The sequence below is a fragment of the Micromonospora sp. NPDC051227 genome (assembly GCF_044455385.1).
GTDB lineage: Bacteria > Actinomycetota > Actinomycetes > Mycobacteriales > Micromonosporaceae > Micromonospora.
Genome location: NZ_JBITET010000005.1, coordinates 12,378 through 35,982, shown reverse-complemented (window position 1 = coordinate 35,982; position 23,605 = coordinate 12,378). Strand labels below are relative to the sequence as shown.

Sequence of the window (23,605 nt, the reverse complement as noted above, 5' to 3'; positions counted from 1 at the left end):
GGCTAGGCGGCGCTGATTTCCGACACCGCACAGCCGCGCCGTTGCGGAAGCCGCCCTTGCATCAGGCTGTTGAGGTGATGAGTCCGCAGTGAGGGGATCGGCAGGCGCGCCCCGCCCTATCCGATCCTCGAGTAGGAGGACGTGTGCCCGCCCGAGTTGGCTGCGACCCACGCTATCGGAGGCAGATCCGGATGCCGCAGCGCACGCGTCTGCGACGGCAGCCGGCTCATCCTCTGGCACGGCGAGGACGTGCCGCCCGGCGACGACCCGGCCGGGGCGATGTCGTCGTCGCTGCGGGTGGTGCCGCTCTCGACGGTCACCGAGATCGGCTGCCGGCGGCGGCTCATCCGGCTGCCCAACGGGCAGACGCGCACCACTCCATCGACGTCTACCTGCTGTTCACCTCGATGGACGAGGGCGCCCCGACGGAGGAGCACCAGACAACCCGACCTGCCCGAGTGCCGCAGGCGACGGCTGACCGAGCTCTGTTGGAGCTTACGGGCCGGACGGGGCGGCAGTGACCGTCTCGGACTGCCGCCCCCTGGTCACATGCCCGTAGCTGCAGCCTCAATCTTTTTGGCCTGCGTCGGCTTCACCTTCCCCGAGACCCTCACCAACACCCGCCCTTGATCCGCCCTGTAGTGATATTCGGTGCCCAGGATCGGCATGCTTTTCAGCGAATCTTGGATGTACTTCGACCGCCGTTCCACATCTTCAACGGCGGTGAACACTTCAACAACAAGTCCACGGTCAATGCCGTACTTGTCGGCTTGCTTATCCCCGCCGGGCAGGTCAGCAGACGCGCGCGAGGTGTACCCGTTGGGCCTGCCTAGCAGGTCGTTGGGGTCGGTGTCCTCGTTCTGAACAGCACTTGACGTGAGGCCGACTTTCGCGGTGGTCAGCTTGTCAAGCACCTGCTTCGCGGTGAGCGGTTCGGCCGGTGCCGGGGCCGGGGCGGACTGGGTGATGCTCGGCTCCTGTGGGCTGCTAGTCGGTTTGTCAGGTGTGTCGGTGCCGCAGCCGGCGGTGAGCAAGACGGCGACGGTGATGGCGACGGTGCTGTGGCGGAGACGCATCGCACGATCCTGGGGCAGGAGGCGCGTGGACGTAGCCCTGCGACCCGCGGCCGGCCTGTCTAGTTGGCGACACAACCGTCATCGCGGGCCCTAGGCTGTCGTCGCCGGCTTGGCTGAGGCACCTGGGGTTGCGGTGAGTTTGACCTGTACGTCTGGCACGAGGACCAATCGGTCACTGCGGCCGAGGCGCGAGCAAAGCTGGAGCGCTGGGGCGACGGCGTACCGGAAGTGTTCGCCGCGCATCCCGCCGTGGGGCGGCTCTATGACGCACTGCTCGACCGCTTCCCGCCGCTGGAGAGTCTCGGCGATGATGACATCGACCGGCTCGGCGTGTGGAGCATGACTCCCGAGCGTTCCGACGCGATTCTGACCGTCTCGTGCGTCTGGTCGCGAGCCGACGAGGTCGGTACCGCCGTCCTGACGCTCGCCGCCGAGCACGGCCTGGTCTGTTACGAACCGGGGTACCACGTCGTAAACCCGAACGCGCCGGGCTACGCAGCGCCTTTTACGCTCTCGTCGGAGAGTCTGCCGACGATGCCAGACCCCGACGCGGGCCGATTGGAATGGATCATCGGCCAGGTCGGCAAAGACAACGGCTACGTGATCCTCGAACGCGCCGACGGATGGTTCGTCCAGGTTGGCTACGGCGACGCTGCCGGAGTACCCGCCGGGACATACGCACTGGAGTGTCAGGAAGGTTCCATCGACCGACACTTCCGCTGCCAGACCACCGACCGTGAGGCAGCCCTGCGGCTCCTGCAGGATTTCCGAGCCGGCGACGAGAGGTGGAAACGCCGTCACCTGTGGGGACCGCTCTGACCAGTTCCACAACTGTCCATCCAGCCATCACAGTTGTCCGGACGCGTATGCCCAGCGGAGTCCCACCGCACTGAGGCGCGACCGGCGGCATCGCCCGCACGTCGGCTACGAGCCCGATCGTGCGCACTGTTCTCGGCATGTGCAGACGCCGCCCTACCGCCTCAGCAGGGCACCATCGCTGACGCCTTCGGACTCGGCGAAGAGGTCTCCCAGCAAGAAGCCCTGGTCAGAAGGTTGCTGGTGGGATTTGAGTCTCGGCTTCCGGGATGCATACCGACAGCAGCACTGACGGCCTGTCCAACATCGATGAGCACTTCGGGCGCGCTGACCACTTCGCCAACCTGCACCCAATCTGCGCCCAGTTGCAAGGCCGGGCCACCTGGCAGCTCCTTACCGCCGTGACCTGCGATCTCCCCTGCCAGGAGGGATAGAGCGCTGTCGACTGCTGCGGAAAGTCGCGGAGCACTCCGCGGGAACCAGGACGCTGCACCGACTCTGACCTGCGCGAACGTGGAGCCGCAGGTAGGGGTGGGTGCAGTTGAGCGCCGTTCGACGGCGCTGGACGCAGTTCAAGGCCGTTCAGGGCACCCCGCTGCTCCCAGTCTGCTCCCCCTATCCACGCCCGGCACCGCCTCCTTGTAAGTCACAGGCAACACCAGCAATACAGATCCTCGCCCGCGTCTCGCGCGCGCTGAGCAAGCGCGGCAACCTTCTCAATCACAGGCAGCATCTCGTCGTCAGAAAGCGGACCACTCCACGCCAACTCCTCGATCCGCCCCCATTGCGCCGCCAACTCCCGCACCTGGGCGTCGCTGATAGAGGCGAGGGTGTCCCGCGCGGCCCGGTCCAGCGACATCAGCCACGGCCCGTCCTGCTCGTCCCCGCTCCACAACAACTCAAGGTCGACCAGGCTCACATCCCAGTCAACCTGTCGAACGAAGCTCACCAGCTTGCCGAGGGTCACGGTCGGCTCAATGCCCTTCAGGTCAACCGCATCCACAGCTATGCCGCCGCGGCTGACAGCGAACGGTCCGCCCTCGAAATCCTTCATCAACCTGACAGCCGCAGCGTCGTCCTTGGCCCGGAAGTAGTCGTACAGCACACCCATGGCACGCACTTCACCACAGGGATACGACAGCGGATCCCCCACATCCGGGGTACGTCAGGATGCAGGTCCAGCGCTGCATTGGCGACGCTGCCGTGGTGCATGGCAGGCCCTCTTGCTGGGGCTTGTGCCTGTGCCCTAATCCCGCCTACCGGCTCAGGCGCGACAGCGTGGTCAGCTACGAACAGCGCCTGGCCGAGATCCGTCACCGCCCATAAAAACCCCACCATTCGAGAGCAGAGCGACGACGACCTGCCCGCGCAACAAGAAGAGATCTTGTTCAGTTAGGCGATCGGTAGTTGTAACCGAGGGCAGCCGGGTCAATGGAGGCGTACCCGTCGGGCGAGTTCGGCCCAGAGGTGGTCGATGCCGGCGCCGGTGCGGGCGGAGACCGCGACGGCGTCCGGGTGGACCCGGCAGAGCGAGTCCACCCACTCCGGCGGCGCCACGTCGATCTTGTTGAGGACCAGGAGCTCGGGAACGTCGCGCGCGCCGATCTCGTGCAGCACGCCGTGCACGGTGGTGATCTGGTCCAGCGCGTCGGGGGCGGAGGCGTCGACCACGTGCAGTGCGAGGTCGCTGCGGGTGACCTCCTCCAGCGTCGAGCGGAACGCGTCGACGAGTTGGTGGGGAAGGTGTCGGACGAAGCCCACCGTGTCCGTGACGGTGTAGGTCAAATCGCCGGTGCTGATCCGACGGACGGTCGGGTCCAGGGTCGCGAACAGCACGTCGTGGACCTGGGCATCGGCGCCGGTCAGCCGGTTGAGCAGCGCCGATTTGCCGGCGTTGGTGTAGCCGGTGATCGACACCGAAGGCACCTGGTTACGGGCGCGGCGGGTGCGGGTGCGCTCGCGCCGTCGGGCGAGTTCGGAGGCGTTGCGGCGTAGTCGGGTGGCGCGCTGGCGCAGGGTGCGGCGCTGGGTTTCCAGCCGCATCTCACCGGGACCCCGGACACCCATACCGGCGCCGCCGGCCGTCCGGCCGCCGCCGACGCGGGACATGGTGCGGCCCCCGCCGCGCAGACGGGGCAACTGGTAGGCGATCTGCGCCAGTTCCACCTGTACACGACCCTCGCTGGTCCGGGCGTGCTCGGCGAAGATATCGAGGATCAGGGCGGTGCGGTCGACCACCCGTACGCCGACGCGTTCCTCCAGGTTGCGTACCTGACCGGGGGTCAGTTCGCCGTCGGCGATCACCAGGTCGGCGTGTGCGCTTTCGGCCAGCGCGGCCAGTTCGTCGACCTTGCCGGAGCCGACGTAGGTCGCCGGGTCGGGGTTTGGCCGGCTCTGCACCACCTCGTCGGCGACGGCCAGGCCGTCGGTGGCGGCTAGCCGGCGCAGCTCGGTCAGCGAGGTCTGCGAGCCGGGACCGCTGTCGGCTGCGCCGTCGTCGCGTACCGCCACTAGAACCGCCGTCAGGCGCTCGCCCTGGCCACCGGTGTCCGGCCCCAGCAACCACGATCCGGCCATGGTCCCACCTCACCTCGTCTCGGGTGCGTATCACCTACCCCCGCCGGAAGCGACCATGCCGGCCACCCGCTCCCAGCCCGGCTGGTCGGCTGCCCGGCGATCGCCGCGTCGGCCCTTGGTGGCGCCGGCACCAGTCCCCCGCGCACGCGACGTACGCCCCCTTCAGCGAGATGGTCTCAAGAACGGGCCTGACAACGGGCCGGCAGACAGCACCGCCGCCGTGGCATTAGGTTTCGGGAATGCACCACGTCCGCGTGGGTAGGACTACCGGACGACGCGTGCATACGCGGCCCTGAGGGGAAGGAGAGCACATGGCTACCGGAGAAACCGGCTTCGACGACGTGACGTTCGACCTCATCTCCGTGCAGTACCACTCGCTCAAAGCAGGGCACGACTACGGGCAATACGTCCGCGACGCCAAGAACGCCGGCCAAGACGAGATCGCGTCGTTCTTCGAGCAGGTCATGGCGGAGGACTCCGCGCGTGCCCACAAGTGCCACGATTTCCTGGCCCGCCTCGGCGGCACGGACAACACCAGCCCGCAGAACGGCTGAACCACCGGCGTCTCCGCAGGCTCAGATAGCGCCGAGACTGCGGAGACGCCCATTCACGCGGACCGAGTCGAACAGTACGCTGATTGACCCCCAGCTCACGCCCTGACGACGATTGTGCTCGTTGGGCTGCAGCACGCCTGCAGACGTGGCCTCAGGCGAACCGAGACGCCGGCCGGCGCGAGCTATCCCGGGAGCAGCAACGCCTGACCACTTCGAGCTCTACTGGGAGGTCACGCCGCACCGCGCGACCGCATCACTACAGGTCAAAGCCCTCGTCCCTGTCCGGCATCGATGAGCACTTCGGGCGCGGAGAACACTTCGCCAACCTGCACCCAATCTGCTCCCAGTTGCAAGGTCGGGCCAACCGTCGGGTCCTTACCGCCTTGACCTGCGCACACTCGCCTACCAGGCGGCATGGAGCGCTTTCGATCGTATCGCAGAACCGCGGAGCACTCCGCGGGAAACAGGACCCGCACCGACTCTGACCTGCAGAAACGTGGAGCCGCAGGCAGGGATGGGTGCAGTTGAGCGCCGTTCGACGCCGTTGGGTGCAGTTCGAGGCCGTTCAGGGCATGCTGTTGCTCCCCACCTGCTCCCCCATTTGCAGATCACCCCGGTCGTCGCCGACGCCCTCGGCTTCCACCCCACCACCGCGACCCGCCAAGTCACCAATGCCGGCGGCACCTGGAGCCGCTACCCCTAAGCCCAAGGTCATGACTTGTCATCGCGACAACCCCGCCTGTCGGCCCAGCCGGTACTCAGCTGGCTTTCGAGCCAGGTGACCAGCGTCGTGCTGTACTGACTGCTGATGCTCGCGATATCTTCGCGCTCGTCGAAGCTCGGCAGGTGGTCGCATCCATCGAGGCGGCAGACCGTCAGGTCCAGCGCTCCGGTGGTGGCGGCACGCCGCCAGGCGGCGATGCTCGCATCGACCGGCGACCAGGCATCGGTCGCTCCGTAGAACAACAGCACTGGACAGTTCGCCCGCGCGAACACCGGCTCTGGATCGAACTCCATGTCGGTCCACGTGCCGGTCTCGGTGGGGAGCTCGCGGGGTAGCCTCGCCAGCGGAAACCATGGGCGCGCTGCGGCACGGTCTACGGCGTGCTGCGCCGATGCCCGGCCGGTGTGCCCACGCAGGTACTCCTCGACCGTGCCGCGCAGATGGTCCAGGTCCACAAGGTCCGCATCGGTGAAGCCGTACTGGCGTAACTGTTCCGCGGTGCCTTAGCGCATCTGTGCGGCGGGGCTGACTCCGCTGCAGGAAACGAGGATGAGGAAGGCAACCAGGCCGGGGTTGCGCGCTGCGGTCAGCGGTGCGGCCCAGGCGCCCTGGCTCCAGCCCCACAACCCAATCGGCACCGCACCAACGTATCCACGCAGCACGGCGATGGCCGCAGCCGCGTCGTCGGCCTGGTCGGCCAAGGGCACGTCGTGACCGCCGATGCGGGGTCGACGCTCGTACCGCAGGACTGCGACCCCCGCGTCGGGCAGGATCTGAGCGAGGTGCATGTAGCCGAAGTACGAGCGGTGTCCCGCCTGCGCGCCGTGGAGGATGACCACGGCGCCGCGGACCTGCCCGGTCGGCAGGTCGAGCGTCGCAGCCAGCCGCGTGCCTTCAACATCGATACCGAGCTCCATGCGGCAGTCAAGCACGGTGCCGCCGGCGGGGTGCGCCCGAGAACTGTCAGTAGCGGTCCAGGACGGCAACGACCGAACTCGTCCATGTCGAATACGCACTCCTACCGGTCGAAGCGGCTGCCGTCCACGCGCTCCTGAATACCGTGGCCACCGTCCGCGTCCAGTCACAGCAACGTCCCGATGTGCGCGCCTGGCGCGAGCTCTGTGCCAGGTCAACGGTCGATGCTCACCCAAGCCACTGCCTCAGCCGGTCCTGAGAGGTGGGGTTCTTCAGTAGCGGTCAATGGTAGGTACAGCCGGCTGCTCCAGGGCGGTGTCAACCTGCGTCCGCGCGGCCATCTGGGCGAGCGACGGCGGCTGCCTGCGGGATGCCGGAACGTGCCTGGCTCGGGTAATTACAACAGCCCTGCGGACACAAAATTGCGACCATCGCTGCTCGGTCTGAGGACCGGGCGCAGCGGGCCACTCCGTCGAGCGGACGGCCGGAGACCCGCTGCGCAATCCCAAGGATGCGCAGCGGGCCGGCGCAGGCGAGTACTGGTCGTATTACTTGTGCACTGTCAGCGACAGTGGCGGAGTGGCCATCCATCGCACATTAAGAGATTGCCGCACCATCGCGAGTGCCCTGTTGCCGAGGCCGAACCACGACGTGCTTCACCTGGTTGGATGGAGTCAGCGATACGCGGTCGGAGGGGTCTGACCAGGGCAGACTTTATTGGATCCGTTGCCTTGCAACAGGTCGTCCCGTATCCAGCCCCTCTTATCCTTATACGGCACGCTGATGACGTATGTCCACGTGTGGATCCCGTTGATGTCCCGCGCCCAGCAGAACATGTCAAGTTTCTCGCCGGGGTAGATCGTGTAGAGGTCACTACACCTGGTGCTGGAGCCGCTCCTGACATTTGCGGCCTCGGTTACATAGCCCGGACGGTCATCGAGGTTCTGCGGGGCCCCCCTGCCGCAGCTCCAGTGCATCGGGGTCATGTCGGCTGACGTGTCGGCTTTGTCCGCGGCGGCATTGGGCTCGCCGGCCGAGGCTGGTGTCGTGAGGATGGTCGTCGTGGCGGTTACGAGCGCGAGCGTCGACGCGGCGAGGGTTAGTGGACGGATGGGTAGCCTGATCAACGGAACTCCTAAATAGGGAATTGACGTTACGTCGTAGGTTGCCGGAAGATTCGCCGAAAGCCCGGCGCTGTCCTTTGGGGTCAACCTTGGTGAGCTTCGTTCGGGCTGGGTGCGGCGACAGGTGGTGAACGACCGCCGAAATGTGACATGACAGCTCCAACTGGTCGACTCGGATTGCCGGCCGTAGACGGACCCGATGAGTCAGAAATGCCGGCTGCTCACCTGTCAGGCCCGACCGTGATCTCACGACCATGCCACGGGCAGAACCCGTCACCATGAAACCTGGACGTCCATGGACGCCCAATATCGAGGCTTGACCCTCGACCTCGAGGCCCCACCTGGGACTGGTCGCGCAACTGTTGGTCGGCCCTCTTCTCGAACGATCCACGCCGAGCCGGTGCGATGCGGGCCCCTTGTCCAGGAATCTCGGCCAACTTTCGTAGTCGCGACTCATCCGCCGACACTGGGGTCCACCTGGGCCGCGGAAAGCGACGCCACACGTCTCCTCATCGCCGGCCCGCTATCATTTCCGCGAGCCATACCAGTCTTCGAGCCCGCAGCCCCGTGCGGCCTTCGACGCTGACAGGTCCTGCGCAAACCAGGCTCCCGTCTGCTGCCGTACGCGTCCCGCGAACTCGCCTCCGCCGCGACGGGACACTGGTACCTCAAACCGTCGATCTGCTCCGACCGCGAACGTCACGCCAGGGTGAACCGCCGCCGAGAAAGCTTGTCCTGCCACGGATCGGTGGACGAAACTTGCATTCGTGTCCGACGATGTCACGCGTGACCTTGCTGCGGTGTGCACTCTGCAGGACCTCTTGGACGAGCTGAACCGGCTACGTATCAACGCCGCTCGGCACCGAGGCAAGGTACGTCTTTCGCTACAGGATCTCGAGGTGGCCAGCGGCATACCGAAGAGCAGTCTGGCGAACTATCTGACCGGACGTACGCTGATGCCGGCCGACGTGCTGGATCGCCTGGTGGTCGCCTTGGGGGTCGACGCAGCGCAGGTACGCCAGTGGGCTGAGGCGTGGGAGCGGATCATGGATGCCCGGCTGCAAGCGGGCACCCAGGACGTGCGGAATCGTCATGGAGACGCGACCACCGGCACCCGGCGCGACCCCTCAACGGGAGCGGGGAACGCCGGTGGCGGCACGGGTGGGCGCGATGAGGGTGAGACCGCTGCGGCGCTACGTGAGATCACCGCACTGCAGAGCGTGGCGGCCACGGCAGTCGGTCTCGGTCAGGATCAGCACGCGGAGTTTGTCGCCGGCCTTGAGGGCCTGGCCAAGGACCTAGCGGAGTTCGGTCTCATGGTCGGCGATGTACGCGCGCTCACCGCTCGTCTCCAAAGCGACCTCCATCGGCAGGCCGCCGATCGCCGCGATGACCGCGACCACCATCTCCGGCACGCCGCCCAGTTGCGGCTGATCCGGGATGGGCTCCAGGTCATCGAGCAGCGGACCCGCCCTCAGCAGGACACTGACCGCGTCTTTGACGGGGATCAGCCCCCGTACCGTGGTCTGTGGCCGTTCCAGGAGGACCAGGCGGGCGTGTTCTATGGGCGGGAGCGCCTGACCGCCGAGCTGACCGGGCGAGTGGAGCAACGGCTCTCCGGCGTCGGGATGCTTGTGGTGACAGGCGCCTCAGGGGCAGGAAAGTCGTCCCTGGTACGTGCCGGACTGATGCCTGCGATCGCCCGGGGTCAGCTGGCCGTAGCGGGCTCGACGGACTGGCCTCGTCTGATCATCACGCCCGGCACGGCAGCGATCGATGAGCTGGTGATCCAGCTGGCCACGCTTGCCGGGGTGGACGCCGCGTCGCTTCGCCTTACGATCAGCCACCGGCCGACGGAGGCGCGGCTATTGGCCCGACAGGCGGTGCTGGCGCACGCGGCCCGGTTGCCCGTCGAGCGCCGGGAGGCATGCCGGGCGGGTGGCCGACTCGTGCTCGTCGTGGACCAGTTCGAAGAGCTGTTCACGCTCGCCGACGACCGAGGCGACGCGCAGGAGCGCCGACAGGCATACATCGATGCCCTGGTGGCCATCGCCACGGCGGATTCCGCGCCGGGCCATCCACCCGGTCTGGTACTGCTGACCATCCGTGGTGATTTCCTCGACCGGTGCGCCGTGTATCCCGAGCTGGTTCCGGTGTTACAGGACGGCCAGTTCGTGGTCGGGCCGATGAGCATGCCGGAGTTACGGCGTGCGATCACCGGTCCGGCCGCGGCCTGCGGAATTCAGGTGGAGGACGGTCTGCCCGAGGAGATCCTGGCGGAGTTGCGTACCCTGCCCGAAGCCGCTCAGTTCGCCACCGGAGCGTTGCCATTGCTGTCCCAGACCATGCTGCTGACATGGCAACGGTGTGAGTCCAACCGGCTCACTCGCCGCGGATACGGTGCCACCGGAGGAGTGAGCGAGGTCATCGCGACAACCGCGGAGGACGTATACAACCGTCTGACCGGACCGCAGCGGGAAATCACTCGGCAGCTGTTCGAGCGGATGACCACTGTCGGCGCCGACGGGGCACCGACCCGGCGACAGCTCGCCCGCGCGGAACTGTTTGCCGTCGTTGCCGACACAAAGCACCGTGGACGGGTGGAGGCCGTACTCGACGCCTTCACGGCGAAGCGGCTCGTCGTCGCCAACGCCGAGTCGATTGAAATCGCCCACGACGTGGTGTTGCTCGCCTGGCCTCGGTTGCGCAAGTGGCTGGAGGGCGATCGCAACGATCGGCTCATCCACGCGCAACTCCGACAGGATGCGGCCACCTGGCAGGCACGCGACCACGATGCCTCATTCCTCTATCGCGGAGCCCAACTCGCCATGGTGCGCCGTGCCACCGCGGATCGGAGCGCGGTTGCCGGGCCGCGCCTTGCCTTGACCCTCGCGGAGCAGAGCTTCCTCGCCGCCAGCGACCGCCATGCGAGACGGAGCAGCAGGATTCGGCAGTCCATCATGGCGGGCCTGGTCACTCTTGCCCTGGCTGCCTGTATCGGAGCTGTCGCCTCGGTCACCTACGCGGTGAACGCCGACCGTCAACGCGCTGCGGCACTGTCCCGCCAACTCGCGGCGCAGAGTCAAAGCATCCACCAGGACGATCCGGTGAGGGCCTGGCGACTCGCGTTGTCGGCGTGGGCCGTCGCTCCGACCGACGAGGCTCGCAGCAGCATGAATTCACTCATCACCGAACATCGATCCGCCCTCATCGGGCACGTCTCGCCGGTCTACTCCGTGGTGTTCAGCCCTGATGGAAGACAGATCGCCGCGGGCGGTCGCGACGGCACGATTCGACTGTGGGACGTCGCCACCCGCCGTCCCGTCGGCGAACCCATGACCGGTCACCGGGGGCGGGTCTACGCCATGGCGTTCAGTCCAGATGGAAAGTTTCTGGCCACCGCCGCCGGCTTCCAGGGCGACACCAAGTTGTGGAATCTCGCCACCGGCGATGTCGCTGATGTTCCTCCTGGCGCTCCGGAAGGAGGATGGATCACCACGATGTCATTCAGCCCGGACGGCAGGCTTCTAGCGACCACCAGCAGTTCCAGAAGCCAGCTTTGGGACGTGTCCACCGGCCACTTCCGTTGGGTGTCAAAGGAAGAACCCGCGTACATCGCGGTGATGTTCGGCCCTGACGGAAGATTGTTAGCCGTTCCGCGCAGCAGTGGAAAACTCCTTGTTTCGGTGCCGGATCGCACGAAAAAGCCTCGTGATGAGATTGTTACGCACTCGGCCGAGGAATACCAATCAGCGTGGTTCAGCGCAAAAGGTGACCGCCTAGCCGTTGTAGCTGGCCACGGCCACGTGCAGCTGTGGGATATACCGAAAAAAGAACGTATCGGCAAGCCGTTCAACCGTCATGTGAACCAGTACCCGCCGATGGCGCTCAGTCCGGACGGCAAACTCCTGATAACCGCCGCCAGCGACAACAGGGCGCAACTGTGGGACAGCGGCACCCAGACGCCCATGGATGGTTCCCTGTCGGGCCATACGGACACCATCAGGGCGGCAGCGTTCAGCCCAGACGGTGGGCTTTTGGCAACAGCAAGCGACGACGAGACAGTGCGATTGTGGAACCCAGCCACTCTCGATCCAGCTGCAGGCCCGCTGACCAACACCTCGTACTTGGCGAACTCCCTGGGCTTCAGCACCGACGGGAAACTTCTGAGCGCTGATCTGGGCGGGGAGACGGTGCGACTCCGGCGTCCGTTAAGCGGCGACAGCATTGGTGGACAGCAGACCGGAGACACTACAAGCCGCTATGAAACCATGCTCCGCCCGGACAGAGTCCTGACGAATGACATCCATCAAATAGCAATCAGCCCCGATGGTCTCCTACTGGCCATCCTGACGAGCGACAAAGTCCAGGTGTTCGACACCGCTACCGGCATCCGGATGGGCAAACCCACCCAGCTACCGCCGGGGTTCGATTCCGGCCCCATCGCGTTCAGCCCTGACCGGAAGCTTTTGGCCGTGGCGAGGGGTAGCGGCATACATCTCGTTTCCCTGACCGGCACTGACCCAATCAACATACCCTTGCCCAATCACGTAGATACCATCTTGTCGGTGACATTTGGTCCTGACGGGAGATTGTTCGCGTCCGCAGGAGTGGACGGGACGGTCCAACTGTGGGATCCGATCACACGTCAAGCTGTTGGCGCTCCGCTCACCAGACATACGAACGAAGCGACCACTGTGGCGTTCAGTCCTGACGGGAGACTGCTCGCGTCCGCAGGAGTGGACGGGACGGTCCAACTGTGGGATCCGATCACACGTCAAGCTGTTGGCGCTCCGCTCACCGGACATACCGGTGCCGTGATCGCCATGGCGTTCAGCCCGGACGGCAGGCTCCTGGCCACTGCCGGCGACGACAGGACCTTACGGCTGTGGAACACAGCCACCTGGCAACCGGTGAGCACGCCGTTGACCGGCCACACCGCGGCAGTCGTGGCAGTTGCCTTCAGCCCCGACAGCTCAACCGTCGCCACCGCAAGCATGGACACAACGATACGGCTCTGGCACCCCGCCCACTACGTCAAGCCCGTCGAATACATCTGCAGCATGGTAGGACCCCCAACCAGCAAGGAGTGGAGAGGATTCGCCCCGGGCGAACCACTCCCGAGAGTGTGCGCATAGCACTCGAAATCTTAGTACTCCAGCCGTATTTGCCTGATCTGGCGTTTCGGCGCGACGAGTAGCGAGCAGAGGCTTAACAAGCAGCGTCGCTGACGAGTAGACGCCAAGTTTCCGCATGCCGGTTCGTTGTCAGACGTGCACCAGGCAGCGCGGATTGGCGTCGAGTGTGGTGAAGAAGCTGGGGACACTGTGCCAACCGATCGCGAACGAGCCGAGCGTCGGCGACCATGCGCCGTACGCCCGACTGGCGTTTCGCACCCGCTGGGTGATGCCAGCGTCGGTCGGGGCGTCCCACGCCTCACTGACCTGGCTGAGCCGAGGGTCCGACCAGTACGGCGGCAGGATGTACTGCCGCAGGTCGCCGAACCGGGTCGGGTTGCCCGAGGACAGCGGGCGGGCGGCCCGGCCGGCGGCGACATGATCCGGATGATTGTCAACGATGTGCGAGTGCGTTTTGATCCGCAGCGGGCCACCGGGCGCGATCCGGTCCGCGACGGCGGCGATCGCCGCCTCCGCGTCGGCCTGCGTGATCGCCCCGTCCGGCAAGCCGGCCTCATGCAGCGTGAGCGTCCCCGTCGTACCGGCCGCCAGACACCGTACGGCGGCTGTACCCTCGGCGATCCGCGCCGCGCCGAACTCGTCCACCCCGAGCGGCTGATAGCCCTCGGCTGCGGGATCGTGGGTGACGCCCCACCGGGCCGACAACGCCGTGCCGTTGAGTTGGTCGCGAGCGCCGGACGCCGTTCCCCTCGACAGCCACAGCAGGTGCACGTCCTGCCCCGCCGCCAGGTGCTCGGCGAGAGCAACGCCCATCGCCTGGACCTCGTCATCCGGATGGGCCACGGCGAACAAGGCAGGAGGCAGCGCGGCGGCCGCGGAGCCTAGAAGACCGGTCGCGGTCACGCCCGCGGCGCCGGCAGGTACATGTCGACGAGAAACCCCAGCCGCTGTTTTCACCCAGGTTGGAAGCGAACCAGCGATCACGATAGCGCCCTTCGGCCATGGCTAGCGCACAAGGTGAGCTGCGCTTGCTTGAGCAAGACTGCGCTGCGGCCGAACATGCCTGGCGGCAAAATCGTCGACGCCCGGATCGACGGATGCCCTTCGGGCCGCGATGACATCGGCGACAACATCACCGACCTCAGACGCACCCATCCGCCGAGCGACGTACCGCCACACGTCACCGTGATGGCACTCGTACAACTCGGCGAACTGCTCCTTCGCAGCGTCCATCACACCCCCTACGTGCTTATGTCCGGCACCAGCCAAAACGTCACGCACCGCAACGAAGAACCACCCAATCTCGCACCGGCCGCCTCAACCAGGCGGGCCCAGAAGTCAGGCATGCCCAAGAAGGCTGCGAGCCGAAGAACCTTGTCAGCGCACCGCCCATGGGATCGGCGCCCCAGATAACGCCACGCCGGCATGCTCTTTTCAAGGTCACCTGGGATGCCGAGCGTCGATGCCTGCCAATCTTGGTTTGGCTCGCCGCTGTGCCTTAACGGCGGGGCACAGCAGAGCGAACCGGTGGCAGCATGGCTTCGGTGACCGCTACTACCAACTGGCACGACTGGCACCTGCCCTACGACGACGACACATCGCCGCTGTCGCGGAGGCTTCGGCTCGTTCAGCAGCACATCAACGGCTGGCTTGACCAACGTCCTGACTCCTCGCTCCGGATCGTCAGCGTGTGCGCGGGACAAGGGCATGACCTCATCGGCGCCCTTGCGCCGCGGCCGGACGCCGAACGGGTATACGCAGAGCTAATCGAGTACGACCCACGCAACGTGGCCGCCGCCCGGATGGGTATCACCGCCGCTGGGCTCAACGGGATCACCGCCACCCAAGCCGATGCTGGCGACTTCGCCGCCTACCGCACGGCCGCCCCTGCCGATTTGGTCGTTCTCGCCGGGGTACTGGGCAACATCAGCGACGGCGACGTGCGAGCAACGATCAACGCCTTGCCGCAGCTATGCGCAGCCGACGCAACCGTGATCTGGACCAGGACCCGGCGCGGTCCCGACCTCACCCCGGCGATACGCGGCTGGTTCGCCGACGCCGGCTTCGCCGAGGAGGCATTCCACGCACCACCTGACGTGCTGTTCTCTGTCGGCGCTCATCGATTCCACGGACAACCTCAGCAGGCACCACCCACCGGCAGAATCTTCACGTTTACCGCGTGAGTAGCCGATCGCGATGGCTTCTGTCGCCGCGAGGTGATCACAGAGCCCTGCCTTGTCGTTCGGAGCCGCCTTCACTACAGCATGAGCGGACGCCGCCCTACCGACCCCAGAAGGTGCCACACCGTCCTGCACAGGGTCGGTGAGCACTTCGGGCGCGCTGACCACTTCGCCAACCTGCACCCAATCTGCTCCCAGTCGCAAGGCCCCGCCAATCAGTGGCTCCTTACCACCTTGACCTGCGCACACTCCCCTGCCAGGCCATATAGAGCGTTGTCGACCGTTGTGCAGAACCGCGGAGCACTCCGCGGGAAACAGGACGCTGCACCGGCTCTGACCTGCTAAAACGAGAAGCCGCAGGTCATGGTGGGTGCAGTCGAATGCCGTTCAATGCCGTTGGGCGCGGTTCGAGCCCGTTCGGCGCACCCGACTGCTCCCCACGTGCTCCCGAATCCCGGCGGGCAGCTGTAGCGTCGCACGGCGCCACGACACGGCCCGGAATCCGTAGTCACGCGGCCACCGCAGCGTCGACGTACACGCGAGAGGCGACTGCGGCGACGAGCAGCCGCCGCACAAGCCACGCGGCGACGTAGGCGAGGCCAGCGAGGAAGCCGGTGCCCAAAGGTTCCCCGACCCAATGTTTCCCACGGCCCTCCCGGCTCGGCCGTCTGACGAGCTGGGTGAGCGCGCTGGCTCGGCGGCAGCAGCATTGGGGCCACGCCTGCGGCGAACGACGACCTAATATTGGCGGTCATCGTCGCTCATGCCTGCCAAGGGATGCGTCGCAGTGGACCACCAAGGGACCGTGGTGTCCACGCCAAGGCCTTGCCCGGGGCAGGCGAATCGACCGTATGGCGGTTGGTCGAGCAGGACAGGGGTCACGCTGGCTTACGACGACTCACACCGCCTCTGGCGACCTCACGGACGCAGCACAGGGGCGGGCGATCGCCGGTCGTCCCTTCAGCCGGGCTCGGGGCGTCCGTTCCGGCAATCTGCTGATCGAGGGCTGGTCAGCAGTCCGGGATGGCTGGGTCAACGTTCGTCGTGCCGTTGGAGCCGAGGGGGTCGCCGTTGGCGAACACGTCCGACGGCGCGTACAGGCCATCCCACGGGGCGCCGCGTAGCAGGTACCAGTAGGTGACGCTGGTGAGCGGGGAGGCGTTTTGGGTTTTGCAGGCGACTTTGACCTCATGCCCGAATGGAATCCGGTCGGGCACTCCGCTGGCAGGTGTGCCGCTGGTATCGGCGAAGACGGGGGCGCCTGCGCGGTTCGCGGACAGCGCGACATGAAGAGGGTCTTCTCCATTTGGGATGGGGCGACGGCTTGTCGAGGGGGACGCCGGACGCTGGGCCACATCGCTGGCCTTGGGACTCGGGGAGCCAGGACGGGCGGCCTGCACCGTAAAGCGCACCAGCCCGGTGGTCCGGCCGGTGCGTTCGTCGGTCAGCTGGGTGGTGTACTCCCCTGGCGGGTCGCCGGCGCACGGCCAGGTCCAGCTGACGCCACCATCTGGGGTGACCGCGGCCGAGATTTTCGCCAGTCCATATGGCCTGCCGTCGGGGTGCCACGCGCGGGTGGAGTAGGTCCCGCCAACGGTGAATCCGCTACTGCGGGCGGACAGGGTGCCGCCAGCGGTCGTGCAGGAGCCTGTCACGGCGAACACGAGGGGTGCCAGGCTGGCTGTGCCCATCGACGGAGTTCCGGCACTGCCGGTTGGACTGGGCGTGGACATCGGCTTCGTTGGCGCGTTGACCATCCGGAAGCCGATGACCGCCGCTACCAGCACGAGTACGGAGCCGCCAGCCAGGACGAGCGGCTTTCCTCCGCGCATGACCCTCTCCTCGTTGATCGGTGGTATCACTGAGTGGGACGGTCACCGGCGGTTGCGGGGACGTGCGGGTCGGTCTCGGTGTGCTCCGGTATCGCCCTGGCCTCGCGGGCGACGCCACCGGTAACCTCCGCCGCGCCGATTCGGGCAGGCGGCGCCTCGGCTGCGGCGTGCTGGGTGAGCAGCGCGGCTGCGCTGCCGAGTATCAGACCGACGGCAGTGCAGGTGACGACGAACAGCGACGTCCGGACACCGACCCGTGCAAACAGACCGTGGCGATGGGCTTTGGCATAGCCCATCGCGAGCAGTGGCGCCGAGCCGACGGTGATCAAGGCGATGAACAGTGCGGCCTTGTTGGATTCGACGAACGCCCCGGCTATCTGCATGGCGGCGGAGATCGCGCCGATCATCAGGCCAGCAGCACCGAGCAAGGCCATCACTGTGAGTCTGTCGAATTCTGAGCGGTCACGCATTGCCGCCCTTCCGAGGGAACCGACAGACATACGTTGTTCAGTGTGCCAGGCGGATGTTTGAAGATCGCCATCGCGTCGTCCATTCGCACCGTTCTAGCGATGCCACCCCGAGGCAGCGGAGGCAGCGGGCCTGCACTGGGACCCATTTGTCATATCTGGTCCACGCCTGTCCACAAGCACGCTGGAGAAGTGTCGGAAATTGGCAATGGGCAACGGACTAGAAGAGCCGCCGTAGGGAGAAATAGCGACCGCCGACGGCTGGCGGAGCGGTAGCGTGAACCGCGGGTTTGGAAGGGAGCACCCATGGTGGAGTCGGGTACGGTCGGCGAAACGCTACGGCGACTGCGCATTGCGTCCGGCCATTCCCTCAGCGCCTTCGCCGAGATCATTCGCTACGACAAGGGATATCTCAGCAAGATCGAAACCGGCCAACGCCGACCGAGCCTCGCAGTGTTGCAGCGGGCCGACGCGGCGCTGAAGACCGGTGGGACGCTGGTCGCTCACATCGGTCACCAGGGCAGGGCCGCTCGCCGCCTGCCGAAGCAGCGGCCCCCAGCCGACGTCGCGGCTTCCAACTCAACCGGGCGGGCCGGGCTGCCGGAACTGGTGGACCGCCTCGCCGCTCGTGGCATAGCACGACAGGGCGGCAGCATCGAGGTCGCGCCCGATCGGACGTCTCACCGTCGCCTGGCAGCGACGGCCCAAGCTCTGAGCCAGGATCTGCGGGCGTTGTGCCAGCAGGTCAACGCGACGACATGCGCTGGGCTGGTCGAGCCCTGGGCGCTGACGCTGGCGGCGTCTGTGGCGGGCTGCCCGGACGAGACCTGTGAATTGCTGGAACCGGCCTTCGCGTACGCGGACCTCGCTGGCTGGATGGCCCAGGAGAGCAGCAGCGAGGCGGTCGATGACTGGATCGAACTCTCAGCAGTGCTGGCGGAGTGTCTCGGCTCGGCCGACGCCGTCGCACACACGTGGATACGCCAGGCGGAAACGGCTCTGTACCGTTGCGACGCCGCGCAGGTGCTCAGCGACGCCGGCAGCGCCCGAGCCGCCGCTGGACCCGGCGCCGGTGTGCTCGTCTCCCGCATCACCGCCCAAGGGGCGGCCTGCGCGGGCGATCACGACGCCTACGCAGTGGCCGTCGACCAGATGCGCGCCACGACCGACCGTCCTGTAGTGATCGGCCGGTTCCGGCTCGGCTCTACCTCGATCACCGACCTGTTGGGCGCCACGATCGGCTGGTGTGAGGTTGACCTGCACCGGCCCGACCAGGCGATCCAGTTCCTTGAGCAGACGGTAGCGACACTTGCGCCGACCTCTGTGCGAATGCGAGGGCTGTTCGCGGCACGCCTGTCTACCGCCTATGCCCGCATCGGTGAGCGGCGCCAAGCCGTGGAGGTGGGGAGGCAAGCCGTAGCGCACGCGCGACGGACCGGGTCCGGCACGACCCGGGTTCAGTTGCGCGCTGTGTCCCACGAGCTGCGTCGCTGGCGTCGTGACTCGCTGGTGCAGCAGTTCCTGGCTGAGGCCGCGGCGCTCACCTGACCGGTCGCGCCCGCAGGGCCGGCCCCGTCGTGGTCAGGCCGCACAGACCATCCCCATGCCGTGCCGCCCACGGTTTGCCTCCTCGTCACGAAGGTGGTCCCAGATGCACGACGCGACGCTCGGTTCACGGCACGCGCCACGCGGAGACGACACCCACTACGACGTGTGCTTCAGCTTCGCAGGCGAACAACGGCAGTACGTCGACCGTGTCGCCGAGGTCGCCAGAAGCGCGGGAATTCGCGTATTTTACGACCTTTATGAGCGGGTCGAGCTCTGGGGCAAGGACCTCTACCAGCATCTCGACGGGGTCTACTCGGATGCATCGAAGTTCTGCGTGGTGTTTCTGTCCGCAGACTACGCCCGGAAACTGTGGACCTCGCACGAGCTCAAGAGCGCCCAGGCCCGCGCGTTCCGGCAACACGAGGAGTACCTGCTACCCGCTCGTTTCGACGACACCCGGATCCCGGGCATCCGTGACACCGTCGGCTACATCGACCTTCGACAGACGACCCCGGAACAGTTCGGCGCGCTCATCGTGGCGAAGGTCCGGGGTCAGTCAACTGACCAGGTTCCCGTGGCCCGGTCCGACCCACAGGCGGTCGACGGCGAGTGGGTGGCCACCTACGTGGCTGCCGGGCTCGCCGCCGCGGTGACGGGGTTCCTCGCCTGGATGCAGCATTCCCTCGAGGTAACGACCGCCTCAACGGTCGGCTCACTCGCGGTCTCCGCCGCGCTCGCGGCGGCCGCCTGCGGTGGCATCGGGTGGTACACGCTCGCTCGACAGGCGGGCGACCGTCCACGCTACGCGCGGTGGTACACCGCGGTGGCGGTCGTCGTGGGCCTGGCAGTGGGCGGGCTCGCCGGGCACGCGCTCCGGCCCAGCAACGACGGGCCGCCACGGACGTACACCGAGTTCGCCGGCAACCGCATCGGTTCCCCGCTGTTCAAGGATCCAGGTTCCACACCGGATGGCCGGCGGATCCCGTACGGCACTGCGGTCGAGATCGACTGCAAGGTGCCGGACGCGAGCGGCATGGCCAGCGTAAGCAACTGGTATCACATCGTCAGTGATCCCTACCGGGGCCTGTACGCGCCCTCAGACACATTCGCCAACGGTGATCCGCTCGGGGGAGGCGTCACGGCCGTGGACGCACGAGTGCCCGACTGCGTCGACAGATGACCGAGCTCAGCCCGGCACGTCATCCAACCGAGGAGGTATCCGCAGCCCATGCGCCGTCCATCTCTTCTCGTCTCGCTTCTCGTGGTGTTATCGGCCGTGTCTGCGCTCGGCTACTGGTCTGTGTCGCGTCGGACCGATGAGGCACCCCCCGACGCGCCGACCGAGGTCACTCAGGTGTCCCAAAAGCGGCTGGACCCGTCCGGTGAGCAGGCGATATCGGGCACGAGCGTCGTGCGCAGCGACGACGCGAAACTCCCGGTACGCATGCGCGCCGAACCCCGTGGCGGAGACAACGTCATCGACGAACTTCCGGACCACACGAACGTCACGATGAACTGCTGGTGGGACGGACGCGAACCGCTTCCCGGCACGTCGTCCCGATGGTTCATCGTCACGCAGTCAGGGAACGGACCACACCCTGGAGTCAAGGGATGGGTGTGGTCCGAGCTCGTCTGGGAGCAGATCAAAGTGCCCAAGTGCGCTGGGTCCACCGTGACCAACCGCAACCTGCTGGCAAGTAGCCGGGCGGCGGTACGCCGCGGAGACCTCGGTTACAGCGGTTACCGGTACGTGGTGGAACTGACTGGACTGCCCCCGGGATGGCACGCCAAGGTCGAGTGCTACGACGACTCCCCGCTCCCGGTGCCCGGCCGCGCGCCGGAGGCCATCCACGAAATGGTGCTCGTCGCCGACGCGGCGGGTAGGGCCCGGGACGACACCAGCTGCACCTCGGCTCTGGACGGCGAGCACTGGGTGCAGATCCGCCCCGTGCCCTTCGAACCCACCTGGATCGTGAGTTCCAACCGCGCGGTCTGGGACGGCCCCCGCACTCAAACGCCCACCACCCCCAAGCCGGGCGAGAGCAGCGGTCGGCCGGTGGCGCCCCAACCGTCGATCAACTTGGCACGCGGCCCAAACGCAACCGTCGGGTATCGGTACGCGATCACCCTCGAGCGCTTCCCGGCTCACCAGGCCATCTCCGTCACCTGCCGGGACTCCGTCAACCCGGAGGGCTTCCTCACGCTCACCATGCGCACCGACGGAAGCGGACGCGCGTACGCCGAAAACTCGTGTTATTCGGGCGACGGCCCGGACCACTGGGTCACCGCTGGCGGTGTCGAGTCCAACCGTGTGCGGTGGACCGTGCCGAAGGCTGACCCGCCGCCGCCCCCTCCCCTGCCGGCCCCGAGGATCGACTTGGCCAGAGGTGGGGCGGCCCGGTATGGCTGGTGGTACTCGGTGGTGCTGTCCGGCTTCGCGCCCGGCTCCAGCGTCACTGTCACCTGTCGAGACTCGGCCGACCCTGGTGGTTTCTGGACCCAGGCCTTCACGATCGGCGGAGACGGCAGGGCCTCGGACAGCGCACTCTGCTACTCCAGCGACGGACCCGATCACTGGGTCACCGGTGGCGGCGTGGAGTCCAATCACGTCGGGTGGTGAGAACCGCCTTGCGCCCACCGCGAGCGGCTTTGACACCCGCCATGGTAGGGCGGCCAGCCGAATACTGCGGAGCGCTAGTTGTACTGACCCGTGAGGTTTGGGACGCGGCTGGCGGGTGGTAGGCCGTTGAGTGCGGTGTGTCCGCGGTGGTGATTGTAGGAGTGGATCCAGCCGGGGAGGGCTTGTCGGCGTTCGGTCTCGCTGGTGTAGGGCTGTGCGTAGGCCCATTCGTCGAGCAGGGTGCGGTTGAAGGGTTCGACTTTGCCGTTGGTTTGGGGTCGGTAGGGCCGTGTGCGTTTGTGGGTGATCTTGGCGTGATTGAGGGTGTAGCGCCAGAGGTGGGAGCGGTAGCAGGCGCCGTTGTCGGTGAGTACGCGTTTGACGGTGATGCCGGCGTTGGTGAAGAACGCGTGGGCGCGTTGCCAGAACGCTGCGGCGCTCTCGCGGGTCTCGTCGGGCAGGATTTCGGTGTAGGCGAGCCGGGAGTGATCGTCTACGGCGTTGTGCAGGTATTGGTAGCCGAGGTTTGGTCGGTTGGTCAGTCTGCGGGGGCGAGTCGGGTCGCGGTGGGCTGAACTGTTGCGGCTGCCGTCGGCGCGGCCGTGGACGCGGTGGCCGCCGCCGTCAGGGATGTTGCCGAGTTTCTTGATGTCGACGTGGACCAGGTCGCCGGGGGCGTCGTGCTCGTAGCGGCGCACGTTGCGGCCGGTGGCCCGGTCCAGATGGGTCAGACGAGCTAGCCGGTAACGTGTCCCTATGGGTTTCGTCAAGCGGGGACGGGTGCCTGATCTGTCGGCCGTGGTTGGTAGGGGATCTTGTCACGGAGCATGGCGAATAGGACGTCGCAGCGGCGGCGGGCGAGGCAGATGAGGGCGGCGTTGTGGCGTTTGCCTTCGGCGCGTTTGCGGTCGTAGTAGGCCCGGCTGACGGGGTCGGCGAGGGCTGCGAACGCGGCGAGGAAGAACGCGCGTTTGAGGTTCTTGTTGCCGCCTCGGGGTGGGTGTTCGCCGCGGATGCTGCTTCCGGATCGTCGGGTCACCGGGGCGAGGCCGGCGTAGGCGGCGAGGTGGCCGAAGGTGGCGAAGGCGGCGCCGTCGCCGACTTCGAGCAGGATCCGGGCGGCGGTCCTGACGCCGATGCCGGGCATCGAGGTCAGGACCGGGGCAAGAGGGTGAGCATCAAGCATCCCCTCGACTTCTTTGGCGACCTGGTCGCGTTGTCGCAGGACGTCGCGGAGGCTGTCGGCGAGGCGGGGCAGGATCGTCTCCGCGGCCTGGGTGCCGGGGACGGTGACGCTCTGCTCGTCGAGGGCGGCCATGATCTGCTCGACGAGCCGCTCACCCATGCGGGGCGCGTGCGCTGCGGCGATCGAGAGGAGTTTGCGGCGGCCGGCCTTGCGCAGCCCGATCGGACCGCCGCAACGCGACAGCAACTCCAAGACCGCCTTGTGGTGGCCTTTCGGGCCCAGCACCCGCTCCAGGGCGGGATGGATCTGCGTCAGCAGGCCCCGGATCCGGTTCGACACCCGGGTGGCTTCGCCGGCGAGGTCGTCGTCGAAGCCGACGAGGACTTCCAGCTCGGCCAGGGTCTCGTCGCCGGTGTCGACCCGGCGCAGCGTGTGCGGCAGGGTGCGGGCCGCGTCCGCGATGACGTAGGCGTCACGGGCGTCGGTCTTCGCCGAGCCGGGATGCAGATCAGCGATCCGCCGCATCGCCAGACCAGGCAGGTAGGCCACCTGATGCCCGCACGCCCGAGCCACCGCGACCGGCAAGGCGCCGATCGAGGCGGGCTGGTCGACCACGACCAGGACCCGGCCGTGGCGGGCCAGTTTGTCGAACAGCTGCCGCAGCCGGACCTCGATATTCGGCAACGGCGCGTCGTGCAGCCGCTTGCCGTCCGGGGCCAACCCGACCGCGTGGTGATCATCCTTACCGACGTCCCAAGCCTAGGAAGACGCCATATCCGTCGTGCACCAGACCCCCCTCCACGCATCGCATCGTGGCCTCGGCCGCAGTCAGGGCATCGGACTGCCGG

General features: G+C 66.9%; 17 protein-coding genes and 3 pseudogenes. 9 read left to right on the top strand and 11 right to left on the bottom strand.

From position 1 onward, the window contains the following. Window positions 1–207: 207 nt before the first annotated feature. Window positions 208–434: pseudogene (locus ACIA47_RS15115) on the top strand (hypothetical protein); the annotation flags it as partial. Window positions 435–545: 111 nt separating this feature from the next. Here ACIA47_RS15115 and ACIA47_RS15110 read toward each other — a convergent pair. Continuing rightward, window positions 546–1,076 (bottom strand): hypothetical protein, encoded by a 531-nt coding sequence (locus tag ACIA47_RS15110; protein ID WP_396708299.1) that lies wholly within the window; start codon window positions 1,074–1,076, stop codon window positions 546–548. Window positions 1,077–1,304: 228 nt separating this feature from the next. Here ACIA47_RS15110 and ACIA47_RS15105 point away from each other — a divergent pair, with 228 nt between their 5' ends. Continuing rightward, window positions 1,305–1,895: a hypothetical protein gene (locus ACIA47_RS15105; RefSeq protein WP_396708297.1), complete on the top strand. Its 591-nt coding sequence runs from the start codon at window positions 1,305–1,307 to the stop codon at window positions 1,893–1,895. A 643-nt stretch (window positions 1,896–2,538) separates the two neighbouring features. On the opposite strand, the gene ACIA47_RS15100 is transcribed toward ACIA47_RS15105, so the two are convergent. Further along, a complete protein-coding gene (locus ACIA47_RS15100; RefSeq protein WP_396708295.1) occupies window positions 2,539–3,003 on the bottom strand; it encodes a hypothetical protein in 465 nt (154 codons plus the stop codon). Window positions 3,004–3,320: 317 nt separating this feature from the next. Then, the gene (gene hflX / locus ACIA47_RS15095) at window positions 3,321–4,469 is read right to left on the bottom strand and encodes a GTPase HflX (protein ID WP_396708293.1); all 1,149 of its coding nucleotides are present in this window, start codon (window positions 4,467–4,469) and stop codon (window positions 3,321–3,323) included. 311 nt (window positions 4,470–4,780) lie between these two features. Here hflX and ACIA47_RS15090 point away from each other — a divergent pair, with 311 nt between their 5' ends. Next, window positions 4,781–5,023 (top strand): hypothetical protein, encoded by a 243-nt coding sequence (locus tag ACIA47_RS15090; RefSeq protein WP_396708291.1) that lies wholly within the window; start codon window positions 4,781–4,783, stop codon window positions 5,021–5,023. 711 nt (window positions 5,024–5,734) lie between these two features. Here ACIA47_RS15090 and ACIA47_RS15085 read toward each other — a convergent pair. The 3 genes from ACIA47_RS15085 to ACIA47_RS15075 all read right to left on the bottom strand — a co-directional run bounded on the left by ACIA47_RS15085 (window position 5,735) and on the right by ACIA47_RS15075 (window position 7,789). Next, entirely contained in the window at window positions 5,735–6,202 is a 468-nt protein-coding gene (locus ACIA47_RS15085; protein ID WP_396708289.1) for an alpha/beta fold hydrolase, read from the bottom strand. 48 nt (window positions 6,203–6,250) lie between these two features. Beyond that, complete coding sequence (locus ACIA47_RS15080) at window positions 6,251–6,664, bottom strand: alpha/beta hydrolase (RefSeq protein ID WP_396708287.1); 414 nt, start codon at window positions 6,662–6,664, stop codon at window positions 6,251–6,253. Window positions 6,665–7,336: 672 nt separating this feature from the next. Then, complete coding sequence (locus tag ACIA47_RS15075; protein ID WP_396708285.1) at window positions 7,337–7,789, bottom strand: SH3 domain-containing protein; 453 nt, start codon at window positions 7,787–7,789, stop codon at window positions 7,337–7,339. 764 nt (window positions 7,790–8,553) lie between these two features. Here ACIA47_RS15075 and ACIA47_RS15070 point away from each other — a divergent pair. Beyond that, the gene (locus ACIA47_RS15070) at window positions 8,554–12,924 is read left to right on the top strand and encodes an AAA family ATPase (RefSeq protein WP_396708283.1); all 4,371 of its coding nucleotides are present in this window, start codon (window positions 8,554–8,556) and stop codon (window positions 12,922–12,924) included. A gap of 129 nt (window positions 12,925–13,053) precedes the next feature. On the opposite strand, the gene ACIA47_RS15065 is transcribed toward ACIA47_RS15070, so the two are convergent. Continuing rightward, a complete protein-coding gene (locus tag ACIA47_RS15065) occupies window positions 13,054–13,767 on the bottom strand; it encodes a PIG-L family deacetylase (RefSeq protein WP_396708281.1) in 714 nt (237 codons plus the stop codon). A 189-nt stretch (window positions 13,768–13,956) separates the two neighbouring features. Here ACIA47_RS15065 and ACIA47_RS15060 point away from each other — a divergent pair, with 189 nt between their 5' ends. Continuing rightward, window positions 13,957–14,337, top strand: a complete 381-nt coding sequence (locus tag ACIA47_RS15060) for a hypothetical protein (RefSeq protein WP_396708279.1) — start codon at window positions 13,957–13,959, stop codon at window positions 14,335–14,337. Between the two features lie 131 nt (window positions 14,338–14,468). Beyond that, window positions 14,469–15,107, top strand: coding sequence for a class I SAM-dependent methyltransferase family protein (locus ACIA47_RS15055; protein WP_396708277.1), 639 nt, complete (start codon window positions 14,469–14,471; stop codon window positions 15,105–15,107). A gap of 1,007 nt (window positions 15,108–16,114) precedes the next feature. On the opposite strand, the gene ACIA47_RS15050 is transcribed toward ACIA47_RS15055, so the two are convergent. Together ACIA47_RS15050 and ACIA47_RS15045 are read right to left on the bottom strand one after the other, a co-directional pair. Beyond that, entirely contained in the window at window positions 16,115–16,936 is an 822-nt protein-coding gene (locus tag ACIA47_RS15050) for a hypothetical protein (protein ID WP_396708275.1), read from the bottom strand. A gap of 26 nt (window positions 16,937–16,962) precedes the next feature. Beyond that, the gene (locus tag ACIA47_RS15045) at window positions 16,963–17,370 is read right to left on the bottom strand and encodes a hypothetical protein (protein ID WP_396708274.1); all 408 of its coding nucleotides are present in this window, start codon (window positions 17,368–17,370) and stop codon (window positions 16,963–16,965) included. A 339-nt stretch (window positions 17,371–17,709) separates the two neighbouring features. Here ACIA47_RS15045 and ACIA47_RS15040 point away from each other — a divergent pair, with 339 nt between their 5' ends. From ACIA47_RS15040 to ACIA47_RS15030, 3 genes are all read left to right on the top strand, one after another. Then, window positions 17,710–18,951: a helix-turn-helix domain-containing protein gene (locus tag ACIA47_RS15040; RefSeq protein ID WP_396708272.1), complete on the top strand. Its 1,242-nt coding sequence runs from the start codon at window positions 17,710–17,712 to the stop codon at window positions 18,949–18,951. 103 nt (window positions 18,952–19,054) lie between these two features. Then, window positions 19,055–20,131 carry a toll/interleukin-1 receptor domain-containing protein gene (locus ACIA47_RS15035; RefSeq protein ID WP_396708270.1) on the top strand — a complete coding sequence of 359 codons (1,077 nt, stop codon included), beginning with the start codon at window positions 19,055–19,057 and terminating at the stop codon, window positions 20,129–20,131. Between the two features lie 48 nt (window positions 20,132–20,179). Further along, window positions 20,180–21,571: a hypothetical protein gene (locus ACIA47_RS15030; RefSeq protein ID WP_396708268.1), complete on the top strand. Its 1,392-nt coding sequence runs from the start codon at window positions 20,180–20,182 to the stop codon at window positions 21,569–21,571. A 74-nt stretch (window positions 21,572–21,645) separates the two neighbouring features. Here the strand turns inward: ACIA47_RS15030 and ACIA47_RS15025 are convergent. Continuing rightward, window positions 21,646–22,323, bottom strand: a pseudogene (locus tag ACIA47_RS15025) (IS481 family transposase); the annotation flags it as partial. A 14-nt stretch (window positions 22,324–22,337) separates the two neighbouring features. Beyond that, window positions 22,338–23,568 (bottom strand): annotated as a pseudogene (locus ACIA47_RS15020) (IS110 family transposase). Window positions 23,569–23,605: the final 37 nt, after the last annotated feature.